Source organism: Schumannella sp. GW821-FHT10F01 (assembly GCF_058809295.1).
This window is the reverse complement of record NZ_JBXASM010000009.1, coordinates 37,462-55,921: the sequence shown is the minus strand read 5'-3', so window position 1 is coordinate 55,921 and position 18,460 is coordinate 37,462. Positions and strand designations below refer to the sequence as shown.

The window sequence follows — 18,460 nt, the reverse complement described above, 5'->3', positions numbered from 1 at the left end:
CGCGGGCTGTCCGGCCGGTGCCGCCGGGAGCCTGCGAGCCTCCCGCACGCGCGCCGCGGTTCTCCCCCACATCGGGTGGAACCCGTTCTGGGAATGTCGGGAGCCGCGTCGTCGTCCCTACGCTGAGCGCGGGCCCGCACCCTCCGCGCGGCCCGTGAGGAATCGATCGTGCTCTCTCGACGCACCCTGGGCACCGTGGCGCTCGGCAGCCTCGCCGTGGCCGCGGTGAGCTTCGCTGTCGTCGACCAGTCCACGGCGATCTCGCGCGCCTGCACGAGCGCCGTCGCCGCGTGCGCCCACGAGGCGGTGCCCACCGTGGCCGTCGTGTTCGCCGTCATCGGCGCCGTGCTCCTCGTGGTCGGCATCGTGCCGGCCGTCTGGTGGCTCATCCTCACGATCCGCCTCGGGCACGCCGCCGACGAGCACGACGACGCGGACCTCGAGAGCACCGCCGAGCGCCACCGTCGCGCACTCAGCGACGACGACGAGGACTGAGGCCGCGGACTCCGCCCGCTGAGGCCCGGCTGCTCGCCGCCTAGAGCCGGCCCACCGAGAGCACCCGCACGACCGCGCGGCCCTCGTCGGCCGACGCGGCGAGATCCACCTCGGCCTCGATGCCCCAGTCGTGATCGCCGGCGGGGTCGTCGAGGATCTGCCGCACGCGCCACGCGCCCGGCTCCTCCCGCACGATCAGGCGGGCGGCCCCGCGGGCATCCGGTCCGGTGCCGATCGACTCGTGCTCGTCGAAGTAGGCGTCGAGCGCGGCGCTCCAGTCGACGCCCGGATCGAGCGCGGCGAGCTCGTCGTCGTGCTGCAGCGCCGCGGCCTGCACCCGGCGCCAGAGCTCGTTGCGCACCATCGTGGTGAACGCGCGGCGGTTGTCGAGCACGCTCGGCGGTGCGGGCGGCAGCACCTCGGCGCCCGGCTCGGGCACCGGCGCGGACGGGTCGCGCCGCGCCTGCCACTCATCGACGAGGCTCGAGTCGACCTGGCGCACGACCTCGCCGAGCCAGTCGATCAGCTCGCGCAGCGGCTCGGTCTTCGCGCCCTCGGGCACGGTCTGGCGCAGCGCGCGGAACGCGTCGCTGAGGTAGCGGAGCACGAGCCCCTCGCTGCGTCCGAGGGACAGGAAGCCGACGTAGTCGGTGAACGACATCGCCCGCTCCCACATCTCGCGCACGACCGCCTTCGGGCTCAGCGCGAAGTCGCGCACCCACGGCTGGGAGGCGGCGTAGACCTCGAACTGCTGGTCGAGCAGCTCCGCCAGCGGGCGCGGCCAGGTGATCTCCTCGAGGAGCTCCATCCGCTCGTCGTACTCGATGCCCTCCGCCTTCATCGCCGCGACGGCCTCGCCGCGGGCTCGGAAGCGCTGCTGCGACAGGATCGGACGCGGATCGTCGAGCGTCGCCTCGATGACGCTGACGACGTCGAGCGGGTACGCGGGATCCTCCGGGTCGAGCAGGTCGATGGCCGCCACCGCGAACGGCGAGAGCGGCTGGTTCAGCGCGAAGTCGGGCTGCAGGTCGACCGTGAGCCGGATGCGCGCCGTGCCGTCGAACCCCCCGCCCTCCTGCGCGACGATCCCCGAGGTGCGCAGCGTGCGGTAGATCTCGATCGCGCGGCGGGCGAGGGCCCGGCGCCGCGCCTCCGGCTCGTGGTTCTCGAGCACGAGCCGGCGCACGTCGTCGAACACGCCGCGGCCGTCGTCCGTTCCGCGCCCGATGACGTTGATGAGCATCGCGGCCGTGAGCCGCATCGAGCTGGTGAGCGTCTCCGGCACGGCGGTGCGGAGCTTCTCCAGGCTCGTCTCGCTCCAGTTCACGAACCCGTCGGGCGCGCGCTTGCGGCTCACCTTGCGCTGCTTCTTCGGGTCGGATCCGGCCCGTGCGATCGCCCGCGCGTTCTCGATCTCGTGCTCCGGCGCGAGCACCACGACGTCGCCCTCGGTGTCGAAGCCCGCGCGGCCGGCGCGCCCCGCGATCTGATGGAACTCGCGCGCCGACAGCCGCCGCAGCCGCTCGCCGTCGAACTTGGTGAGCCCGGTCAGCAGCACCGTGCGGATCGGCACGTTGATGCCGACGCCGAGCGTGTCCGTTCCGCAGACGACGCGGAGCAGTCCGCGCTGCGCCAGCGTCTCGACCAGCCGGCGGTAGCGCGGCAGCATCCCGGCGTGGTGCACGCCGACACCGGCGCGGAGCAGGCGTCCGAGGGTCGTGCCGAAGCCCGCCGAGAAGCGGAAGTCGGCGACGGCCTCCGCGATCGCGTCGCGCTGCTCGCGCGTCGCGAGGCGCGTGCTGCTCAGCGCCTGGGCCTGCTCGACCGCCGCCGCCTGCGCGAAGTGGACGAGGTAGACCGGCGCGCGGCGCTCCTCGAGGATGCGCTCCACCTCCTCGTGCACCGGGCTCAGCGAGTAGCGGTACGCGAGCGGCACGGGCCGCTCGACGCCGGTGATCGCCGCGACCTCGCGTCCGGTGCGCCGCTCGAGATCGCGCTCGATGTCGGTGGTGTCGCCGAGTGTCGCCGACATGAGCACGAACCGCGCGCCGGTCAGCTCGAGCAGCGGCACCTGCCACGCCCAGCCCCGATCGGGATCGGCGTAGAAGTGGAACTCATCCATCACGACCTGGTCGAACCCGGCGTCGGCGCCCCGGCGCAGCGCCGCGTTCGCGAGGATCTCCGCCGTGCAGCAGAGGATCGGCGCGTCCGGGTTCACGCGCGTGTCGCCCGTCACCATGCCGACCGCGTCGGGGCCGAACACGTCGACCAGGTCGAAGAACTTCTCGCTGACGAGCGCCTTCACGGGCGCCGTGTAGACCGATCGCCGGCCCTGCGCGAGCGCCATCGCGTGCGCCGCGACGGCGACCAGCGACTTCCCGGAGCCGGTCGGCGTGCTGAGGATCAGGTGCCGCTCGAGGAGCAGCTCCATGACCGCGTCCTCCTGTGCCGGATAGAGGCGGATGCCGCGCTCCTCGGCGTCCTCGGTGAACGCCTCGAGGAAGCCGTCCGCACTCCAGGGGTCCGGCATCCGATCGAGCAGCACCGTCCGATTCTGCCGGAGTCGCCTGCCGGTGCGCCGCGGGCGTCCCCTGCGCGTCCCCTTGAATGGGGACGCCGTGCCCCCCGAATCGGGCGCGGGTCGAGCATTCCCCCGGAACCGCGGCCTCCATAGACTCTGGACGTCGCACTACGACCCCGGGGGACACAGCGGGTCGGCGACGATCAGGGGACCGACGCCGAGGGGAGCGTGCAGTGGCTGAGGGTGATGTTCGGGTTCCGGCGGGCTGGTATCCGGATCCGCTGGGGCTTCCGCAGCTGCGGTGGTGGGACAACCACGCGTGGACGGAGTACACCTCCGACGCCCGCCAGCCGATGGTCGCCCAGGAGACCGTCACCCAGCAGCCGCGACTGACCTACGCGGACGACGAGGAGAGCCTGTCGCGCCGCGAGCGTCGCGAGCGGGAGACCGCGACCGTCGGCGGCCAGACCGCCACCGACGGCACCGCCACCGTCACCGCCGAGGCCCGCCCGACCCAGGAGGCGCTGCTCGCCCTGGAGGCACCCGCCCGCGAGGACCAGGTCGTCGTCGAGGAGGAGCTCTCCCCCGCGGCCAAGTTCGCCGAGTTCGTGCCCGCCAACGCACCCGTCACCCCCGCCTTCGACCTCGGCACCCGCTTCGACGACCTCCTCGGCGACGCCGGCACCCCGGCGGCACCCGCCTTCGACTTCGACCCCGCCACCGCGTTCGGCACGCCCGTCGCCGTGGAGGAGCCGGCTCCGGCCCCCGTGGTCGACGAGGCGCCCGTCCGCCAGACCACCCGCGGATCGAGCACCGGCCCGGCGTGGATCATCGCGATGACCCCGCTGTTCGGCCTGCTGACCGCGATGTTCGTGCTCGTGGGCCAGATCGGCGACGACGCCGCGACGATCGTGCCGATCGCCGCGCTGCTCGCGCCGTACATCGTCTCGATCCCGCTCGCCTACGTCGACTGGCGCATCCTGCGCGGCCGCGGCCTCCGCCCGGCCCACTGGACGCTCGCGCTGCTCGGCCCGGTCTACCTCGTGGCCCGCTTCGTCCGGCTCGTGCGCACCACCGGCCGCGGCTTCGGCCCGCTGCTCGGCGGCATCGCGTTCGCGCTGCTCAACATCGTCGCCGTCGTCGCCGTGCCCGGCCTCGTGATCGCCTCCGCTCCCAGCGCCTTCTCGCGCCAGGTGGAGCAGTCGGTCGCCGACCAGGCCTCGGCGCTCGGCGCCGACGTCAAGGTCACCTGCCCCGACGCGCCGCCGACCATCGTCGGGCAGTCGTTCGTCTGCACCGCCAAGAAGCGCGCGTCCGACCCGGTCAGCTGGGGCATCACCGTCTCGCTCGAGCGGTCGAACGGCTGGTTCGCCTGGAAGGTCGACGACTGGGGCATCTTCAGCGTCGGCAACCTCGGCTCGAGCGGCTGACCCGGCGATGACCGATCAGCTGCCTCGCGTCGTGCCGGCCGGCTGGTACGAGGACCCGGAGGACGCGGGCCGTCTGCGCTGGTGGAACGGCCTCGGCTGGACCGACAACCGCACCGAGCACCCCGACGCCGCCGATCGGGCCTGAGCCGGGCCTCCCGGAGATCTCCGCGCGCACGACGCGCGGGCGTGCGGCTGACAGCCGCACACTGAGACGAGACCCGCACAACGGGACGACGAAGAGAGACGACACGTGTCTGACGGTGATTCCCGCGTTCCGGCGGGCTGGTATCCGGATCCGCTGGGGCTTCCGCAGCTGCGGTGGTGGGACAACCACGCGTGGACGGAGTACACCTCCGACGCCCGCCAGCCGATGGTCGCCCAGGAGACCGTCACCCAGCAGCCGCGACTGACCTACGCGGACGACGAGGAGAGCCTGTCGCGCCGCGAGCGTCGCGAGCGGGAGACCGCGACCGTCGGCGGCCAGACCGCCACCGACGGCACCGCCACCGTCACCGCCGAGGCCCGCCCGACCCAGGAGGCGCTGCTCGCCCTGGAGGCACCCGCCCGCGAGGACCAGGTCGTCGTCGAGGAGGAGCTCTCCCCCGCGGCCAAGTTCGCCGAGTTCGTGCCCGCCAACGCACCCACCACCCCCGCCTTCGACCTCGGCACCCGCTTCGACGACCTCCTCGGCAGCCCCGACGGAGTCGGGCGTGCCGGGATGCCCGCGGCCGCCACCGCTCCGGCACCGGCCGCACCCGCCTTCGACGCCGCGACCGCGTTCGCCGACCTCGCGCCGGCCGCGTCGCCCGCGCGCCCGGAGCCGGTTCTCGACCTCGGGCCGCTGCCGGGTGCCGAGACCGCCGCGTCCGCTCCGTCCGCACCCGTGCGGTTCGCGACGGGCACCGGCCCGGTGTGGGTCCTCGCGCTGCTGCCGCTCGTGCAGCTGCTCGCCGCCATGTTCTTCCTGCTGGCGCAGCCGACCCGCAGCGACGCTCCGATCTTCGCGCTGGCGCTCGTGCTGCTGCCGTACGCGGCCGGCATCGTGCTCGCGTACGCAGACTGGCGCGCGCTGCTGGCGCGCGGCATGGCCCGTCCGGCCCACTGGCTGCTCGCGGCGCTCACCGCGCCCGTGTACCTCATCGCACGCTTCCTGCGCACCGTCCGCGTCACCGGCCGCGGGTTCAGCCCGGTCGCCGGCTGGTTCGCGACCGGCGCGCTGCTGATCGGCGCGATCGTCGCCGTGCCCGGCCTCGTCATCGCGCTCGACCCCGGCGCCTTCGCCCACCAGGCGGAGGTCTCGGTCGGCCAGAAGGCGCAGGCGCTCGGTGCGGACATCGACGTGACCTGCCCGCCGGCCGTGCCGACGATCGTCGGCCAGAGCTTCGTCTGCAGCGCTGAGCGCGGTGCAGTCAAGTGGGGCGTGACCGTCTCGCTGGTCCGGTCGAACGGCTGGATCGACTGGAAGGTCGACGACTGGGGCATCTTCACGGTCGGCTGATCGCCCCGCTCGGCCCCCGGCTTGGGGGCTGAACGAGACGGTCTGTCGTCCATACACTCGAGAGGTCGGCGGAACCCGAAAATCCGCGGACCAGCCATGGGGGGCGATTCACGATGACGGATGTGGCGAGCGCGCCGCCGTCGGCGGGATGGTACGACGATCCGGCCGACTCCGAGCGACTGCGCTGGTGGGACGGCTCGGCCTGGACGGACAACGCCCGGCCGAAGCCGCAGAGCGCGACGACGTCGGCGCCGCCGCCGCTCGGCGCTGCCTACACAGTGGACGAGAACCGCCCGACGGGACGCCGCGCGGCACGCGCCGCCGAGAAGCAGGTCGACGACGACCGCCTCGCCGACGTGATCCCGCTCCGACTTCCGGCGCCCGACGCCGGCCCGAGCGCGTCGCAGTCCGCGGAGCCGCAGGCGGTCGTCCCACCGTCGGCGGAGCCGCGGGCTGCGGCTCGAACCGAGCTGCCGCCGCTGGGCCTCGTGCCCGAGTCGGTCGACGCTCCCGAGCCCACGGCGGTCGTGGCGTCCGGCCTGCCGGCCGCCGACGTGCCCGCACCGGGCACGCTCGTCGGCGCACCGGTCACCGGTCCGTCGCCGATCGTCGAGTCCGTCGAGGTCGTCGAGGTCGTCGAGGTCGTCGAGGCCGTGTCCGCGCCCGTCGTCGAAGAGGCGCCCGTCGTCGAAGAGGCGCCCGTCGTCAAGGCTGCGCCGGCCGCCGACCCGATCGAGGAGGCGTCCGTCCCGGTCGCGCCCGTCGAGGTCGCGACGCACACGCCCGCCGAGGGCATCCTGTCGCCGACCTCCCCGGAGGCCGCGGCAGCGCTCGCCCACCTGCAGGAGCTCGCCGCCCGTGCGGCCGCCGAGTCGCCCGCCCCGCAGCACGCGCCGACCGGCATGCCGTCCGGCCTGGACACCTACGTGCCCGGCAACGGCGGCGGCGAGGTGCGCCCGTCGTTCATCCCGTCGTTCGGCGTGGACGGCAGCCCGGTCGTCGAGCCCCAGCTCCCGGTCTCGGAGATCCACTCGGCCGAGCTGCCCGAGACGCCCGCCCGCGGTCGTCGCGTCCGCGCGCCGAAGGCCGAGAAGGCCCCGCGCCCCGCACGTGCCCCGAAGGCCGAGAAGGCCCCGAAGCCGGAGAAGGCGCCGCGCCCGGCGAAGCCCGCCAAGCCGGAGCCCGCGCCGAAGCCCGCCCGTGCCGAGAAGGCGCCCAAGCCCGAGCGCGCACCGCGTCCCGCCCGTGCCGAGAAGACGCCCAGGGCCGAGCGTGCACCGCGCGCAGCCAAGCCCGAGCGCGCCGCCAAGCCCGAGCGCGTGTCGCGCTTCGGCCGCGGTGCCGCCGCACCCGTGCCGACCGAGCTCGCGACCGAGACCGTCACCGCGCCCGTCGTGGAGGCCGTGGTCGACACGGCGCTCGTGGTCGAGACGGCGGCCCCGGCCGGCGTCGCAGCGTCCGCGGGGACCACGCCGGCCGCCGGCGTGCTCGAGGGGCCGACCGAGATCCCCGCCACCGCCGTCCGCGCCGAGGTCGCACCGCCGGCCCCGCCGGCGCCGACCCGCCGCCGCCTCTTCGGACGCCGCGCCGCCGTCGCCACCGCCCCGGTGGAGGCCGCTGCCGCGCCGAGCGAGGACGAGGTCGTCGCGACCGTCGTGGAGGCCGCCGCCGCGTCGCCGGTCGCCGGGGCCGTCGTCGCCGACGTCGACTCGACCGGAGTCGAGTCCGAGATCGTCGAGCCGGCCGAGACCGAGCCCCCCGAGCCCGCCGCCGAGGCTCCGGCCGTCGAGGCACCGGTCGCCGAGCCGATCCTCGCCGAGTCCACCGTCGCGGCCGAGGCCCTCGTCGCGCCCGCGCCGCTGTTCGCCGCACCGAGCGTGCCCGCCGGCGTCCCGGCGCCCGGGACGCTCGTCGCCGGTCCGGCCGCCGACGAGCTCGTCGCGCCGGCTGCCGCAGTGCCGGCCACCGCAGTGCCGGCCACCGCAGTGCCGGTCACCGCGGCGCCCGCTGTCGTTCCGACGCCGCTGGCTCCCGCGGCTGCCGCCATGCCGGCGCCCACGTCCGCGCCCATCCTGGCCCCGCCGACCTCCGCGCCGATCGTCCAGGCGTCCGCGCCGGCTCCGGTGCCCGCTGCGGCCATGCCGGCGCCCACGTCCGCGCCGATCGTCCCGGCCGCCGGTCCCGTCATGCCGTCGCCCGCAGCCGTGCCCGCGCCGATGGCGGCGCCGCAGCCCGGCACGCTCGTCGTGCCGAGCTCCGCGGCCGCGCCGATCGCGCAGGCCGGTCCGGCCCTGCTGCCGAACGGGCTCCCAGTCGATCCGGAAGCGCTCGGCGCCGCTCGACCGACCCGCCGCATCGCCATGGCCCCGGCCGGCTCCGCCTGGTGGCAGGGGCTCACGCCCTCGCGGTCGAGCACCGTGCCCGCCTGGCTCCTCGCCTTCTCCCCCGTGCTCGCCCTCGGCTCCGCCGTCGGCGCGCTGTGGGTCGCGATCCACGCCCCGGCGTGGGTGCTGCCGGCCGTCGGCGGCATGGTGCTCATCGCCCTCGTGCTGCCGATCGTGCTCGCCGTGGTCGACGCGGCCGCGCTGAAGACGCTCGGCTGGCAGACCCGGCCGCGCGTCGGCCTGATCGTGCTGGGCTGGTTCTCCTACCTGCTCGGACGCCAGCTGCGCCTGCGCGGCGAGGGGGCGAAGGGCACGGCGCTCACCGTGGCCACCGTGCTGATCTCGGTGCTCTCCGTCGCGGCCGTGGCGTACGTGATGTGGACGCAGGGCGAGCAGCTGCGGGCCTGGGCGCTCCTCCTCCGCATCCGCTTCCTCTGAGCTCCGGCCGGGCGTCCGCCGCTATCCCCGGACTCCCGGTCGGACGTCGGATGGGCGGCCTAGAGTGGCCGCGATGCGCCTCCTGCTGATCCGCCACGGCCAGACCCCGTCGAACGTCTCCGGCATCCTCGATGCCGCCGCGCCCGGACCCGGGCTCACCGCCCTCGGCGAGCAGCAGGCAGCAGCGCTGCCGGCCGCGCTCGCGTCCGAGACGATCGAGCGCATCTACATCTCGCAGCTCACCCGTACCGCGCTCACGGCGGCGCCGCTCGCGGCGGCCCGCGGGATCGAGCCCACCGTGCTGACCGGGCTGGCCGAGATCGACGCCGGCGATCTCCAGGGCCGCGCCGACCGGGACGCCGTGCTCGAGTACATCCAGGTCGTCTTCGCGTGGAGCCAGGGCGACCTCGGCGTGCGCATGCCGGGTGCCCAGGACGGCGAGGAGTTCCTGACCCGCTTCGACGGCGCGATCGACCGCATCGCCGCGGATGCCGCCGCGCACCCCGACGCGACCGCGGTCGCGTTCAGCCACGCCGCCGCCATCCGCACCTGGTCCTCGCTCCGCGCCGTCAACATCGATGCGAGCTCCGAATCGTTCTACCAGGTGGACAACACCGGCGTCGTCGCGCTCGACGGCCGGCCCGGCGAGTGGCGCGTCACGAGCTGGAACGGGCGTCCGATCGGCGGCGAGCAGCTGGCCGATCCGACGGCGGCGGACCCCGCCGACGCGCCGATCGGCGAGCCCCGCCGGTGAGCACCTCGCGGATCCGGCGGCGCTTCGTCGTGCGCGGCCGCGTGCAGGGCGTCGGCTTCCGCTGGGCCACCGCCGAGGAGGCGCAGCGCCTCGGCGTCGCCGGCTGGGCGCGCAACGCCGACGACGGCAGCGTGATCGCGGAGGCGGAGGGCGAGCCGGCCGCCGTCCGCGCGCTCGAGACCTGGCTGCGGCACGGCCCGGCCGTGGCCCGCGTCGAGGGGGTCGAGGCCGAGGACGTCGACGCGACCGGCCAGCACGGCTTCGTGCCGCACTGATTCGGGCGGGCCCCCGCGCCGAGCCGCCCGCCGTACCGCCTCCGCGGACCGCCTCAGCCCGCCCGCAGGTCCTTCCGCAGGATCTTCCCGGCCGTCGACTTCGGCACCCGCTCGATGAACTCCACGAGCCGCACCTTCTTGTACGGCGCGGCGTGCTCGGCGACGAACGCCATGACCTCCTCGGCGGTCACCTCCGACCCGGCCGCGCGCACGACGAACGCCTTCGGCACCTCGCCGCTCTCCTCGTCCGGCACGCCGATCACGGCCGCGTCGGCGATCCCCGGATGCGTCAGCAGCAGCGCCTCGAGCTCGGCCGGCGCCACCTGGTAGCCCTTGTGCTTGATGAGCTCCTTGAGCCGGTCGACGATGTAGTACGCGCCCGACTCGTCGACGGTCGCGATGTCGCCGGTGTGCAGGAAGCCGTCCGGCTCGAGCGTGTTGCGGGTGGACTCCTCGTCGCCGAGGTAGCCCAGCATCACGTTCGGGCCGCGCACGAGCAGCTCGCCCGGCCGGGTGCGGCCGTCGTCGCCGAACGCGGTGATGTCGTCGCCGGTCTCCGGATCGACGAGGCGGCACTCGATGTTCGCGATCGGCACGCCGATGCTGCCGACCGGGATCGTGCCGAGCAGCGAACGCGGCAGCACGTGCGAGATCGGGCTCAGCTCCGTCATCCCGTAGCCCTGCTGCACCTCGGCGCCGGTGCGGGCCGCGACGGCCTCCCCGAGCGCGGTGTCGAACGGCGCGGCACCGGAGAGCAGGCCGCGCAGCGCGCTGAGGTCGACCGTGTCGACGAGCGGATGCTTCGCCAGGGCGACGCCGATCGGCGGCGCGATGAACGCGAAGGTCACGCGCTGGTCCTGCAGCAGCCGGAGGAACTGCTCCAGGTCGAACCGCGGCATCGTCACGAGCGCGGCCCGGCGCTGCAGCGCGAGGTTCAGCAGCACGGTCATGCCGTAGATGTGGAAGAACGGCAGCACCGCGATCACCCGGTCGTCGGCCCCGATGTCGAGCACGGGCGCGCACTGCTGCACGTTCGCGACGAGGTTGCGGTGGCTCAGCATCACGCCCTTGGGGTTGCCCGTCGTGCCGCTCGAGTACGGCAGCACCGCGACGTGGGTCGCGGGATCGAACTCCGGCGACGGCGCCGGGCTCCCCTCGCCGAGCAGGTCCGCGAGCGAGGCGTGCCCGTCCGCGCCGTCCATGACGACGATCCGGTCGTCGGGGATCCCGATCGAGCGGGCCGCCGCGATCGAGGGCGCCCCGATCGCGGAGACCGTCAGCAGCATCCCGGCGCCGGCGCTGCGGAGCTGGCGGGCGATCTCCTCCTCGGTCGCGAGGGCGTTGATCGTCGTCGCGGTGGCGCCCGACCGGAGGATGCCGTGGAACGCGATCGCGAAGGCCGGCGTGTTCGGGCAGTGCAGCGCGATGGTCGTGCCGACCCCCTGACCGCGCGCCGCGAGGGATCCCGCCAGCGCGAGGATCCGATCCACCAGCTCGCCGTAGGTCGTCTCCGCGCCGCTCGGGCCGTCGATGAGGGCGGTCCGCCCGCGCTCCGCGTCGCCGAGGCCGCCGAACAGGTAGTCGAAGACGCTGACGTCGGGGATGACCTCGTCGGCGAACGGGCTGCGGAACATGCGATCTCCTTCGATCGGGGTCCGGACGCCGGAGTGCGGCGCCACCACCCCGATCCTCGCCGTCGTGCGGATGGGCGGCAACACCTCGGATCGGCGTCCCGGCACTCGCACAGGGGCTCCGACCCACCTGAGCAGAGCGTGGACGCTCGCCGGGAGCGGCGACCGCGTGTGATAGACCGAATGGCATGGGAGCGAGCCGCGACAGCATCGGCGACTGGATCGTCCGGCAGCGGTGGTACTCGGGCAAGGGCAGCGCGCCGCGGCTCCGCGAGCTGGCGGCGCTGCCCATCCCCTCGGTCGATCCGGACTCGAGCGTCACGCTGCTGCTCATCGCCGACGACTCCGACGAGCGGATCCCCGTCTACCAGGTGCCCGTCGTCGAGCGCGGCACCATCCCCCGCGGCGCCGGCGAGCACTACATCGGCCGGTCTGATGCCGACGGCTATCTCTTCGACGGCCCGCACGACCCGGTGTTCGCCGCCTCGCTGCTGGCCGCCATGACCGGGGGTTCCGCCGAGCTCGGCGACGAGCCGCTCGGCGAGCCGGCGGTGCTCTCGGGCGAGCAGTCGAACACCTCGATCGTGGTGCCGCGCGAGCACGCCGTCGACCTCGTCGTGAAGGTGTTCCGCGTCATCCACCACGGCGACAACCCCGACGCCGAGCTGCAGAGCGTGCTCAGCGAGGCCGGCATCCCGTTCGTGCCGCGGTTCTTCGGCGAGGTCGTCGGCGAATGGGTCGACGGCCACGATGAGGACGGAACCGGTCACCTCGCCGTCGTGCAGGAGTTCGTGACCGGGGCCGAGGACGCCTGGCGGATCGCTCTGCGCGCCGCCGCGGAGCTGCGGCCGTTCGGCACGGAGGCGCACGAGCTCGGCCGCGCGACGGCCGTCATGCACGAGACGCTCGCGGCACGGCTGCCGACGCGCGAGCCGAGCATCGGCGACACGGTCGCGATGGCGGCCGGCTGGCACTCCCGGCTCGGTGCGGCGCTGCGCGACTCGACCGCGCTCGAGCCCTATCGCGGCGCTGTCGAGTCGGTCTACGACCGCGCGCAGGAGGAGGTCTGGCCCGAGCTGCAGCGCATCCACGGCGACCTCCACCTCGGCCAGATCCTGCGGGCCCCCGACGGCCGCTGGGTGTTCATCGACTTCGAGGGCGAGCCGCTGCGGCCCATGTCCGAGCGCAGCCGCCCCGAGCCGGCCCTCCGCGACGTCGCCGGGATGCTGCGCTCGTTCGACTACGCAGCCGCCGCCGGCGATCCCGGCGTCGCGTCCGGCGGCCAGCCCTCCGCGGGCTCGACGGCCTGGGCCGAGGAGTGCCGCGCGGAGTTCCTCGAGGGGTACGCCGAGGCTGCGAGCCACGACCCGCTCGCCCACCGCATCCTGCTCGAGGCGCTCGAGCTCGACAAGGCCGTCTACGAGGTGAGCTACGAGGCGCGCAATCGCCCGGACTGGCTCGGCATCCCGCTCCGCGCGGTCACCCGCCTGCTCGCCGCCGAGCGCTCCTGAGCCGGATCCCCGGCGCTCCCGCCGGGTCGCTCGAGGGGCGTCCATGCCGGCAGCGGCATCCGCGGCACCCTCACAGCGGGGGACCTTCGTGTCCCCCCTTCGGGGGATATAGCCTGTCCCCATGCAGAGCACCCTGGACCGCATCTCCTCGTGGATGACCCGGCAGTCCTGGTACTCCCCCGCCGACGACGGAGCGCCCCGGCTCCGTGAGCTGGCGGAGGTGTTCCTCCCGTCCCCCGACCCCCTCGCGCGTGTCCGCGTCATGCTCGTGCGCGACGACGCGCCGACCGAGCCGGTCGTCTACCAGCTGCCGCTCGTCGAGCGCGACGTGCTGCCCGATCCCGCGGCCCCCGGCATGATCGGCCGCGGCTACGGCGGTGCCGTGCTGTTCGACGGCATGGGCGACAGCGCGTTCGCCGCCGCCCTGCTCGCGGGCATGCACGAGGCCGGCACGCTCCGCGACGCCGCGGACGACCGCTTCGTCGTCGGCACCGAGGTGCTCGAAGACGCCGGCCGCGTTGCGCGGGTGCTCGTCCGCCCGTTCGGGCGTCCCGCGCTCGCGGTCGCCGTGTTCCGCCGCCTGCTGCCCGGCATCCACCCGCACGCGATCGCCGCTGAGGCGCTGGCGGGCACCGCCGCCGGCGTGACCGCGCGGCTCGCGGGCACGCTCGACGCCCGCTGGAGCGATGGCGACCAGGACTCGACCGCGACGCTCGCCATCGCCGAGGAGGCCGTGGACGGCACGCTCGATGCCTGGACGCTCGCGATCGACGCCGCCCGCTCCGGCCGGCCGCTCGACGCCGACGCGTACCGGATGGGTGAGACGCTCGCCGCCGCGCACGCGGCGCTGGCCGCCGCGCTCCCCTGCCGCCCGGTCACCGCCGAGGAGCGCGAGGCGACCGTCGAGACCTGGCGCGCCCGGCTGACCGCCGCCGGCGCTGACGTGCCGCAGCTCGCACCGCTGCAGGCCGCGCTCGCCCGGCTGGTCGACGCGGCCGACGAGCCCGGCGCCTGGCCGGCGCTCCAGTCCGTGCACGGCCGTCTCGAGCTCTCCGCCCTCGAGCGGACTCCGGACGGCACCTGGCTGCTCCGCGCGTTCGGCGGCGAGGACCCGCTGCCCGCCGGCGACCGGTCCGATCTCGCGCTCCGCGACGTCGCCGCCGCGCTGCGCTCGCTGCACTACGCGGCCGGCCTGGCCGGTGCCGCCCCGGGATGGGAGTCCGCGGCCCGCGGCGCGCTCCTCGACGGCTACACCGCGACCGGTGCGCCGATCGACCACGACCTGCTCGCGGCGCTCGAGGCCGACTTCGCCGTCGTCGACACCGTGTGGGAGAGCCGTCGCCGGCCCGACCACGCCGCCATCCCGTACTCCGCCCTCATCCGCGTCCTGACCGACGCCACGGCCCGCGCGAACCAGCTCAGCGCGGCCTGACGTCTCCTCGCGTTCTCGCCCGTAGGCTGGGCGGCATGCCGCGTCGACCCCGCACCCGCAGCATCGTGATCGCCGCGATCGCGGTCGTCGCGGTGGCGGGCGGGGGTCTCGTGCTGTGGCGCGCCGGCGGCTTCGACGACGCCCGGCAGACGTCGACGCCGAGCGCCGCGATCGGCGAGACGGTGCGCGGCGACATGGCCGAGGTCACCGTGCACGGCGCCGAGCTCACCCACCGGCTGCCCGGCCAGAGCTACCCGGCGCCTGACGGGCAGGTGTACCTCGTCGTGCACGGCACCGTGCTCAACACCGAGGACCGCTGGTACATCTCCGACGTCGGCGAGGTGCGCGCGACGGTGCGGGGCGTGCTCGACCAGAACGACGTCGCCGACATCCGCGACGCCCGCGACGTGCGCCTCGGCGTCGCCTATCAGCCCGGCGTGCCCGTCGACCTCGACTACGTCTGGACGCTCGACGAGGGCCAGGTCTCGGTCGGCGAGCGATTCTGGGTCGGCCTGTACCAGCGCAAGCACCGGCTCGACGATCCCGTGTTCGGCTCGAGCGCGCTGACCGGTCCGCAGGCGATGGCGATCACGGACCTGACCGTGGACGACGGCGGATGAGGCCGCGTCCGCTCGCCGTCGTCGCGGGCATCGCGCTCGTCGTCGCCGGTGCCGCGGCGGTGCTCGTCGCGCCGCGGGACGAGGCCGTGCACGGCCCCGTCCCCGTCCGCGGCGCGATCGGCGACACCGTCTCGGCCCGCCTCTACGACGTGCGGGTCACCAAGGTGCGGCTCGCCCGCGAGCTGCACCTGCCGGACGCGGCCGGCTACGACGAGCGCGCCCCCGACATCGCGACCGACGCGCTCTGGGTCGTCGTCGACGCCGAGGTGCAGATGAACGTCGCGCCCCGCTCGCTGAGCAACGCGGAGCTGCGGGTCGACGGCAGGTCGTACCGCGCCGCGTCGCTGCCCGGCGACGGCCTCGTGTCGAGCAGCCTGCGCACCCGCGTCATCACGACCGGCTCCTTCGCCTTCGAGGTGCCGCGATCGGTCGAGGGCTCGGTCGGCGAGCTCTGGGTGCTCCCGCTCATCGAGCCCCACGACGACACCGTCCCGGTCGTGCGACTGCCGCTCGACGGACTGCCGGTGGCCGACCGCGTCACGGTCCACGACGCGGATCTCAAGGACGCCGGGTGAGCGGCGAGCGCGGGGTCCCGAGCCGCGAGAGCGGCCCGACGGCCGACGTCGGGAACGCGCCCGACGTCGCGGGCTCCGGCGAGGCCGCCCGCGCGACCACCACGTCGGTACGGCCGAGCTGGCTGCGCCGGAACGCGATCGGGCTCGGCGCCGCTGCGGTCGCGCTCGCGCTGGCCGTCGGCGTGCTCGTGGTCCATCCGCTCGACCGCGCCGCTCCCGCCGGACCGGACCGCGTCATCCCCGCCGGCGGGCACTTCACCTGGCACGGGCGGGAGGTGAGCATCCGCGCGGCAGGGACCGACGGCGCCGACGACAGCACGGTCACGACGCCGCCCGGCACCGGACTCGTCGCGGTGCTCGTCACCGTGACGGCGACCGCCGCCGCGAGACCGCTGAAGGTGGGCCTCTGCGACCTCCGGCTCACGGCGCCCGGCGCCGCCGCGGGTGAGGACCGTCAGTGGGACGCCGAGTCGAACCCGCTGCGCTTCCACTACGGCACGCGCGACGACAGCTCGGCCGTCTGCCTCCTCGACGAGCCCGAGGACCGCCTGGTCGAGGAGGTCTTCCTCGTGCCGAAGCGGACCTATCCGACGGCCGTGCTCGATGTCACGCTCTCCGACGCCTCGTCGCGCACGATCGTGCGGTTCCGGCTGCCGAAGGACCCGGTGGTGTTCTGAGCCGAGCGGCTCAGCCGGTCGGGCCGCGCGGATCCGACGCGTCCTCGTAGGCGTCCTCGCGCTTCTCGACCTCGGCATCGACCAGCACCGGGTCGGCGGACTCCGGCGGCGCGTCCGGCGACTCGTCGGGAGTGGCCTCCGCGAGCTCCTCCCGCACCTCGAGCAGCCCGACGGCCGCGACGCGCTGCTCGATGCCGCGGTCGACGAAGGCCGAGAGCAGCGCGAGCCGCGCCGGCTCGATGATCGCGCCGGCGAGCACGCCGAGCGCCGGCGCCAGCGCGATCCAGAACGACTCCTCGTGCGGGCCGAGCGCCAGGATCACGCCGCGCTCGAGCCACTGACCGGCGGCGAAGAGGATCGCGGAGAGACCGACGAACGCGAGGATCGTCACCAGGCCGGTGCGCCGCAGGATCCGCAGCGAGACGAACGCGGGCGGGCCCTTCTCGTCCCATTCCTCCCCCACGACCGCGACGATGTCGCGGAGCACCGGCGGGAGGGTGCGACGGAGGTGCGCGAGGCGCTCCTCGACCCGCACCTCGGCACCGTCCCCGGCGCGCAGCTCGGCCGCCGCCCGCGTGGAGACGACGGCGGCGATGAGCGCCCAGGCCAGCGGCAGCAGCACGAGCTGGAGCGCGAGCGGCACGATCACGTCGGCGGCCGCGAGGCTGAGCCGGAACCCGGACCAGAGGTCGTCGACCTGCTGCCGGATGTCGCCGAGCGCGACCACGACCGCGCGATCCTGCCACCACTTGAGCAGCGGTCCGATGAGCGAGTTCGCGCCGTTCACGGCGACGAAGACCCAGATCGCGTCGAGGTAGATGTCGAGGAACGCGACGGGTGCCGGGAACCGCGAGCCGAAGCGCTTGAGCACCATGCGGCCGAAGAACGCCGTGACGAACACGATGAGCACGGCCGGGCCGTCGCCGACCTGCAGCGCGAAGCCGGCCGTGGGGTCGTCGCCGACGAGGAAGTTGTTGCGGAACGCGAGGACGGCGTACTCGCCGACGTCGTCGCGCACGCCGCCGATGAGCTCGTACAGGATGAAGAACGGCACGATCGCCGCCGTCGTCACCTCGGTGAACTCGGCCGCGCGCCGCCGCAGCCCGCGCGCGGCTCCGGCGTCGCCGACGACCGTCCGGTAGCCGACCATGGCGTCGCGCGCCGCGAGGAACATGCCGATGTACGCGACCAGCCGCGCCAGGATCGCGAGCGGCACGAGCAGCAGCGCGAGCACCTTGTCCTGGCCGGCCAGCGGCGCCGCGAGCTGGATGATGCCGCTGCGCACGGTCTCGCCGATCAGGTACCAGGCCAGCATCCGCGGCCAGGCCGCCCCGAGGATGCGGACCCAGCGGATCAGGAGGGCGCGCACCCGGCCATGCTATTCGCCGGCGGCGCGGAACCGGGGAGAACTCACGATCGCGTCAGGACGCGGTGAACCAGGGCGGGTTGACCGCGACCTTCGTTCCGAGTCCCGCCGCCTTCAGGAGCGACCGCACGCGCTCGCGCAGCGGGTCGTTCGGCACGATGACGAGCGCCACGGCGCTGAACGGCACCTCGGCGGGTCCGAGCAGCTCGGCGTCGGGCAGCCCGCCCTCCTCGGCGGACAGCCGCCGGAGCAGCGCCCGCGTGGCGGTCGGGTCGGCGCCGGTCAGCAGGAAGCGGGTGAGCGTGGCCGCGGCGTCGCCGTCGGTCAGCACCGAGTCCGGGCCGAGCGCGGTCGCCGGCACAGCCAGCGCGAGCAGCTCGGTGGAGCGGACGGCGCGCGCGGCCTCGGACCACGCCGGACCGGTGGCGCCGTCGACGAGCTCGCGCCAGCGGGTCGCATCGGGCGTGAGGTAGAACGGCACGCGATCCGACGCCGCGGATCCGTCGGGCAGCTCGGTGGCGGTGCGGAGCTCGCGCGTCGCAGACGAGCTCAGCTCGATCGCCGGCGTCGCATCCGCCCGCAGCGCGCCGTCGTCGAGGATCACCGCGAGGGTGTCGACGTGCGTGACGTGATAGGCGCGCTGGGTCGACAGATCCACCGCCGGACCCGAGGCACCGGGCCGGGGCGCGGCGCGGCCGGCGCTCGACGCCGGCCCGCTGGCGCCCCGAGTCGCAGAGCTCCTGGCAGGTGCGCTCCGCGTCGCGGACGCCCGCGAGGGGCGGGTCGCACGGACCGGCTCGGGAGCCGGACGCGGGGTGCAGATGTCGCACAGAACGGGATCGAGGCCGTGGAT

Annotated in this window: 16 protein-coding genes; 12 read left to right on the top strand and 4 right to left on the bottom strand. The window is 74.9% G+C overall.

The window, feature by feature from the left end; genetic code table 11:
- Positions 1–168 precede the first annotated feature (168 nt).
- Positions 169–495: a hypothetical protein gene (locus AC1RSJ_RS11495; protein WP_493118523.1), complete on the top strand. Its 327-nt coding sequence runs from the start codon at positions 169–171 to the stop codon at positions 493–495.
- Between the two features lie 40 nt (positions 496–535).
- Here AC1RSJ_RS11495 and AC1RSJ_RS11490 read toward each other — a convergent pair whose 3' ends face one another.
- Entirely contained in the window at positions 536–3,025 is a 2,490-nt protein-coding gene (locus AC1RSJ_RS11490) for a DEAD/DEAH box helicase (RefSeq protein ID WP_493118640.1), read from the bottom strand.
- Positions 3,026–3,249: 224 nt separating this feature from the next.
- Between AC1RSJ_RS11490 and AC1RSJ_RS11485 the strand changes: the two genes are divergently transcribed.
- The 6 genes from AC1RSJ_RS11485 to AC1RSJ_RS11460 all read left to right on the top strand — a co-directional run bounded on the left by AC1RSJ_RS11485 (position 3,250) and on the right by AC1RSJ_RS11460 (position 9,795).
- Complete coding sequence (locus tag AC1RSJ_RS11485; RefSeq protein WP_493118522.1) at positions 3,250–4,446, top strand: DUF2510 domain-containing protein; 1,197 nt, start codon at positions 3,250–3,252, stop codon at positions 4,444–4,446.
- Positions 4,447–4,453: 7 nt separating this feature from the next.
- Positions 4,454–4,591 (top strand): DUF2510 domain-containing protein, encoded by a 138-nt coding sequence (locus tag AC1RSJ_RS11480; protein WP_493118521.1) that lies wholly within the window; start codon positions 4,454–4,456, stop codon positions 4,589–4,591.
- A gap of 105 nt (positions 4,592–4,696) precedes the next feature.
- The gene (locus AC1RSJ_RS11475; RefSeq protein WP_493118520.1) at positions 4,697–5,944 is read left to right on the top strand and encodes a DUF2510 domain-containing protein; all 1,248 of its coding nucleotides are present in this window, start codon (positions 4,697–4,699) and stop codon (positions 5,942–5,944) included.
- A 122-nt stretch (positions 5,945–6,066) separates the two neighbouring features.
- A complete protein-coding gene (locus AC1RSJ_RS11470) occupies positions 6,067–8,766 on the top strand; it encodes a DUF2510 domain-containing protein (RefSeq protein WP_493118519.1) in 2,700 nt (899 codons plus the stop codon).
- A 73-nt stretch (positions 8,767–8,839) separates the two neighbouring features.
- Entirely contained in the window at positions 8,840–9,520 is a 681-nt protein-coding gene (locus AC1RSJ_RS11465) for a histidine phosphatase family protein (RefSeq protein ID WP_493118518.1), read from the top strand.
- A complete protein-coding gene (locus AC1RSJ_RS11460; RefSeq protein ID WP_493118517.1) occupies positions 9,517–9,795 on the top strand; it encodes an acylphosphatase in 279 nt (92 codons plus the stop codon). Before AC1RSJ_RS11465 ends, AC1RSJ_RS11460 begins: the two co-directional genes overlap by 4 nt.
- Positions 9,796–9,848: 53 nt before the next feature.
- Here the strand turns inward: AC1RSJ_RS11460 and AC1RSJ_RS11455 are convergent, their stop codons facing one another.
- Positions 9,849–11,429: an AMP-binding protein gene (locus tag AC1RSJ_RS11455; protein ID WP_493118516.1), complete on the bottom strand. Its 1,581-nt coding sequence runs from the start codon at positions 11,427–11,429 to the stop codon at positions 9,849–9,851.
- A 185-nt stretch (positions 11,430–11,614) separates the two neighbouring features.
- On the opposite strand from AC1RSJ_RS11455, the gene AC1RSJ_RS11450 reads away from it, so the two are divergent.
- The 5 genes from AC1RSJ_RS11450 to AC1RSJ_RS11430 all read left to right on the top strand — a co-directional run bounded on the left by AC1RSJ_RS11450 (position 11,615) and on the right by AC1RSJ_RS11430 (position 16,241).
- A complete protein-coding gene (locus tag AC1RSJ_RS11450) occupies positions 11,615–12,937 on the top strand; it encodes a maltokinase N-terminal cap-like domain-containing protein (protein ID WP_493118515.1) in 1,323 nt (440 codons plus the stop codon).
- Positions 12,938–13,058: 121 nt separating this feature from the next.
- The gene (locus tag AC1RSJ_RS11445) at positions 13,059–14,369 is read left to right on the top strand and encodes a maltokinase N-terminal cap-like domain-containing protein (RefSeq protein ID WP_493118514.1); all 1,311 of its coding nucleotides are present in this window, start codon (positions 13,059–13,061) and stop codon (positions 14,367–14,369) included.
- Positions 14,370–14,404: 35 nt separating this feature from the next.
- The gene (locus AC1RSJ_RS11440; RefSeq protein WP_493118513.1) at positions 14,405–14,989 is read left to right on the top strand and encodes a DUF4352 domain-containing protein; all 585 of its coding nucleotides are present in this window, start codon (positions 14,405–14,407) and stop codon (positions 14,987–14,989) included.
- Entirely contained in the window at positions 14,986–15,564 is a 579-nt protein-coding gene (locus AC1RSJ_RS11435; RefSeq protein WP_493118512.1) for a hypothetical protein, read from the top strand. Before AC1RSJ_RS11440 ends, AC1RSJ_RS11435 begins: the two co-directional genes overlap by 4 nt.
- The gene (locus AC1RSJ_RS11430; RefSeq protein WP_493118511.1) at positions 15,561–16,241 is read left to right on the top strand and encodes a hypothetical protein; all 681 of its coding nucleotides are present in this window, start codon (positions 15,561–15,563) and stop codon (positions 16,239–16,241) included. Before AC1RSJ_RS11435 ends, AC1RSJ_RS11430 begins: the two co-directional genes overlap by 4 nt.
- A 10-nt stretch (positions 16,242–16,251) precedes the next feature.
- On the opposite strand, the gene AC1RSJ_RS11425 is transcribed toward AC1RSJ_RS11430, so the two are convergent.
- Both AC1RSJ_RS11425 and AC1RSJ_RS11420 read right to left on the bottom strand, forming a co-directional pair.
- Positions 16,252–17,610, bottom strand: coding sequence for a hypothetical protein (locus tag AC1RSJ_RS11425; protein ID WP_493118510.1), 1,359 nt, complete (start codon positions 17,608–17,610; stop codon positions 16,252–16,254).
- 52 nt (positions 17,611–17,662) lie between these two features.
- Positions 17,663–18,265: a DarT ssDNA thymidine ADP-ribosyltransferase family protein gene (locus tag AC1RSJ_RS11420; protein WP_493118509.1), complete on the bottom strand. Its 603-nt coding sequence runs from the start codon at positions 18,263–18,265 to the stop codon at positions 17,663–17,665.
- Positions 18,266–18,460: the final 195 nt, after the last annotated feature.

Bases quoted from the DNA above. Each gene is read 5' to 3' on its own strand.
- AC1RSJ_RS11490 (WP_493118640.1), bottom strand. From the start codon at position 3,025: ATGCCGGACCCCTGGAGTGCGGACGGCTTCCTCGAGGCGTTCACCGAG.
- AC1RSJ_RS11480 (WP_493118521.1), top strand. From the start codon at position 4,454: ATGACCGATCAGCTGCCTCGCGTCGTGCCGGCCGGCTGGTACGAGGAC.
- AC1RSJ_RS11465 (WP_493118518.1), top strand. From the start codon at position 8,840: ATGCGCCTCCTGCTGATCCGCCACGGCCAGACCCCGTCGAACGTCTCC.
- AC1RSJ_RS11455 (WP_493118516.1), bottom strand. From the start codon at position 11,429: ATGTTCCGCAGCCCGTTCGCCGACGAGGTCATCCCCGACGTCAGCGTC.
- AC1RSJ_RS11450 (WP_493118515.1), top strand. From the start codon at position 11,615: ATGGGAGCGAGCCGCGACAGCATCGGCGACTGGATCGTCCGGCAGCGG.
- AC1RSJ_RS11445 (WP_493118514.1), top strand. From the start codon at position 13,059: ATGCAGAGCACCCTGGACCGCATCTCCTCGTGGATGACCCGGCAGTCC.
- AC1RSJ_RS11440 (WP_493118513.1), top strand. From the start codon at position 14,405: ATGCCGCGTCGACCCCGCACCCGCAGCATCGTGATCGCCGCGATCGCG.
- AC1RSJ_RS11435 (WP_493118512.1), top strand. From the start codon at position 14,986: ATGAGGCCGCGTCCGCTCGCCGTCGTCGCGGGCATCGCGCTCGTCGTC.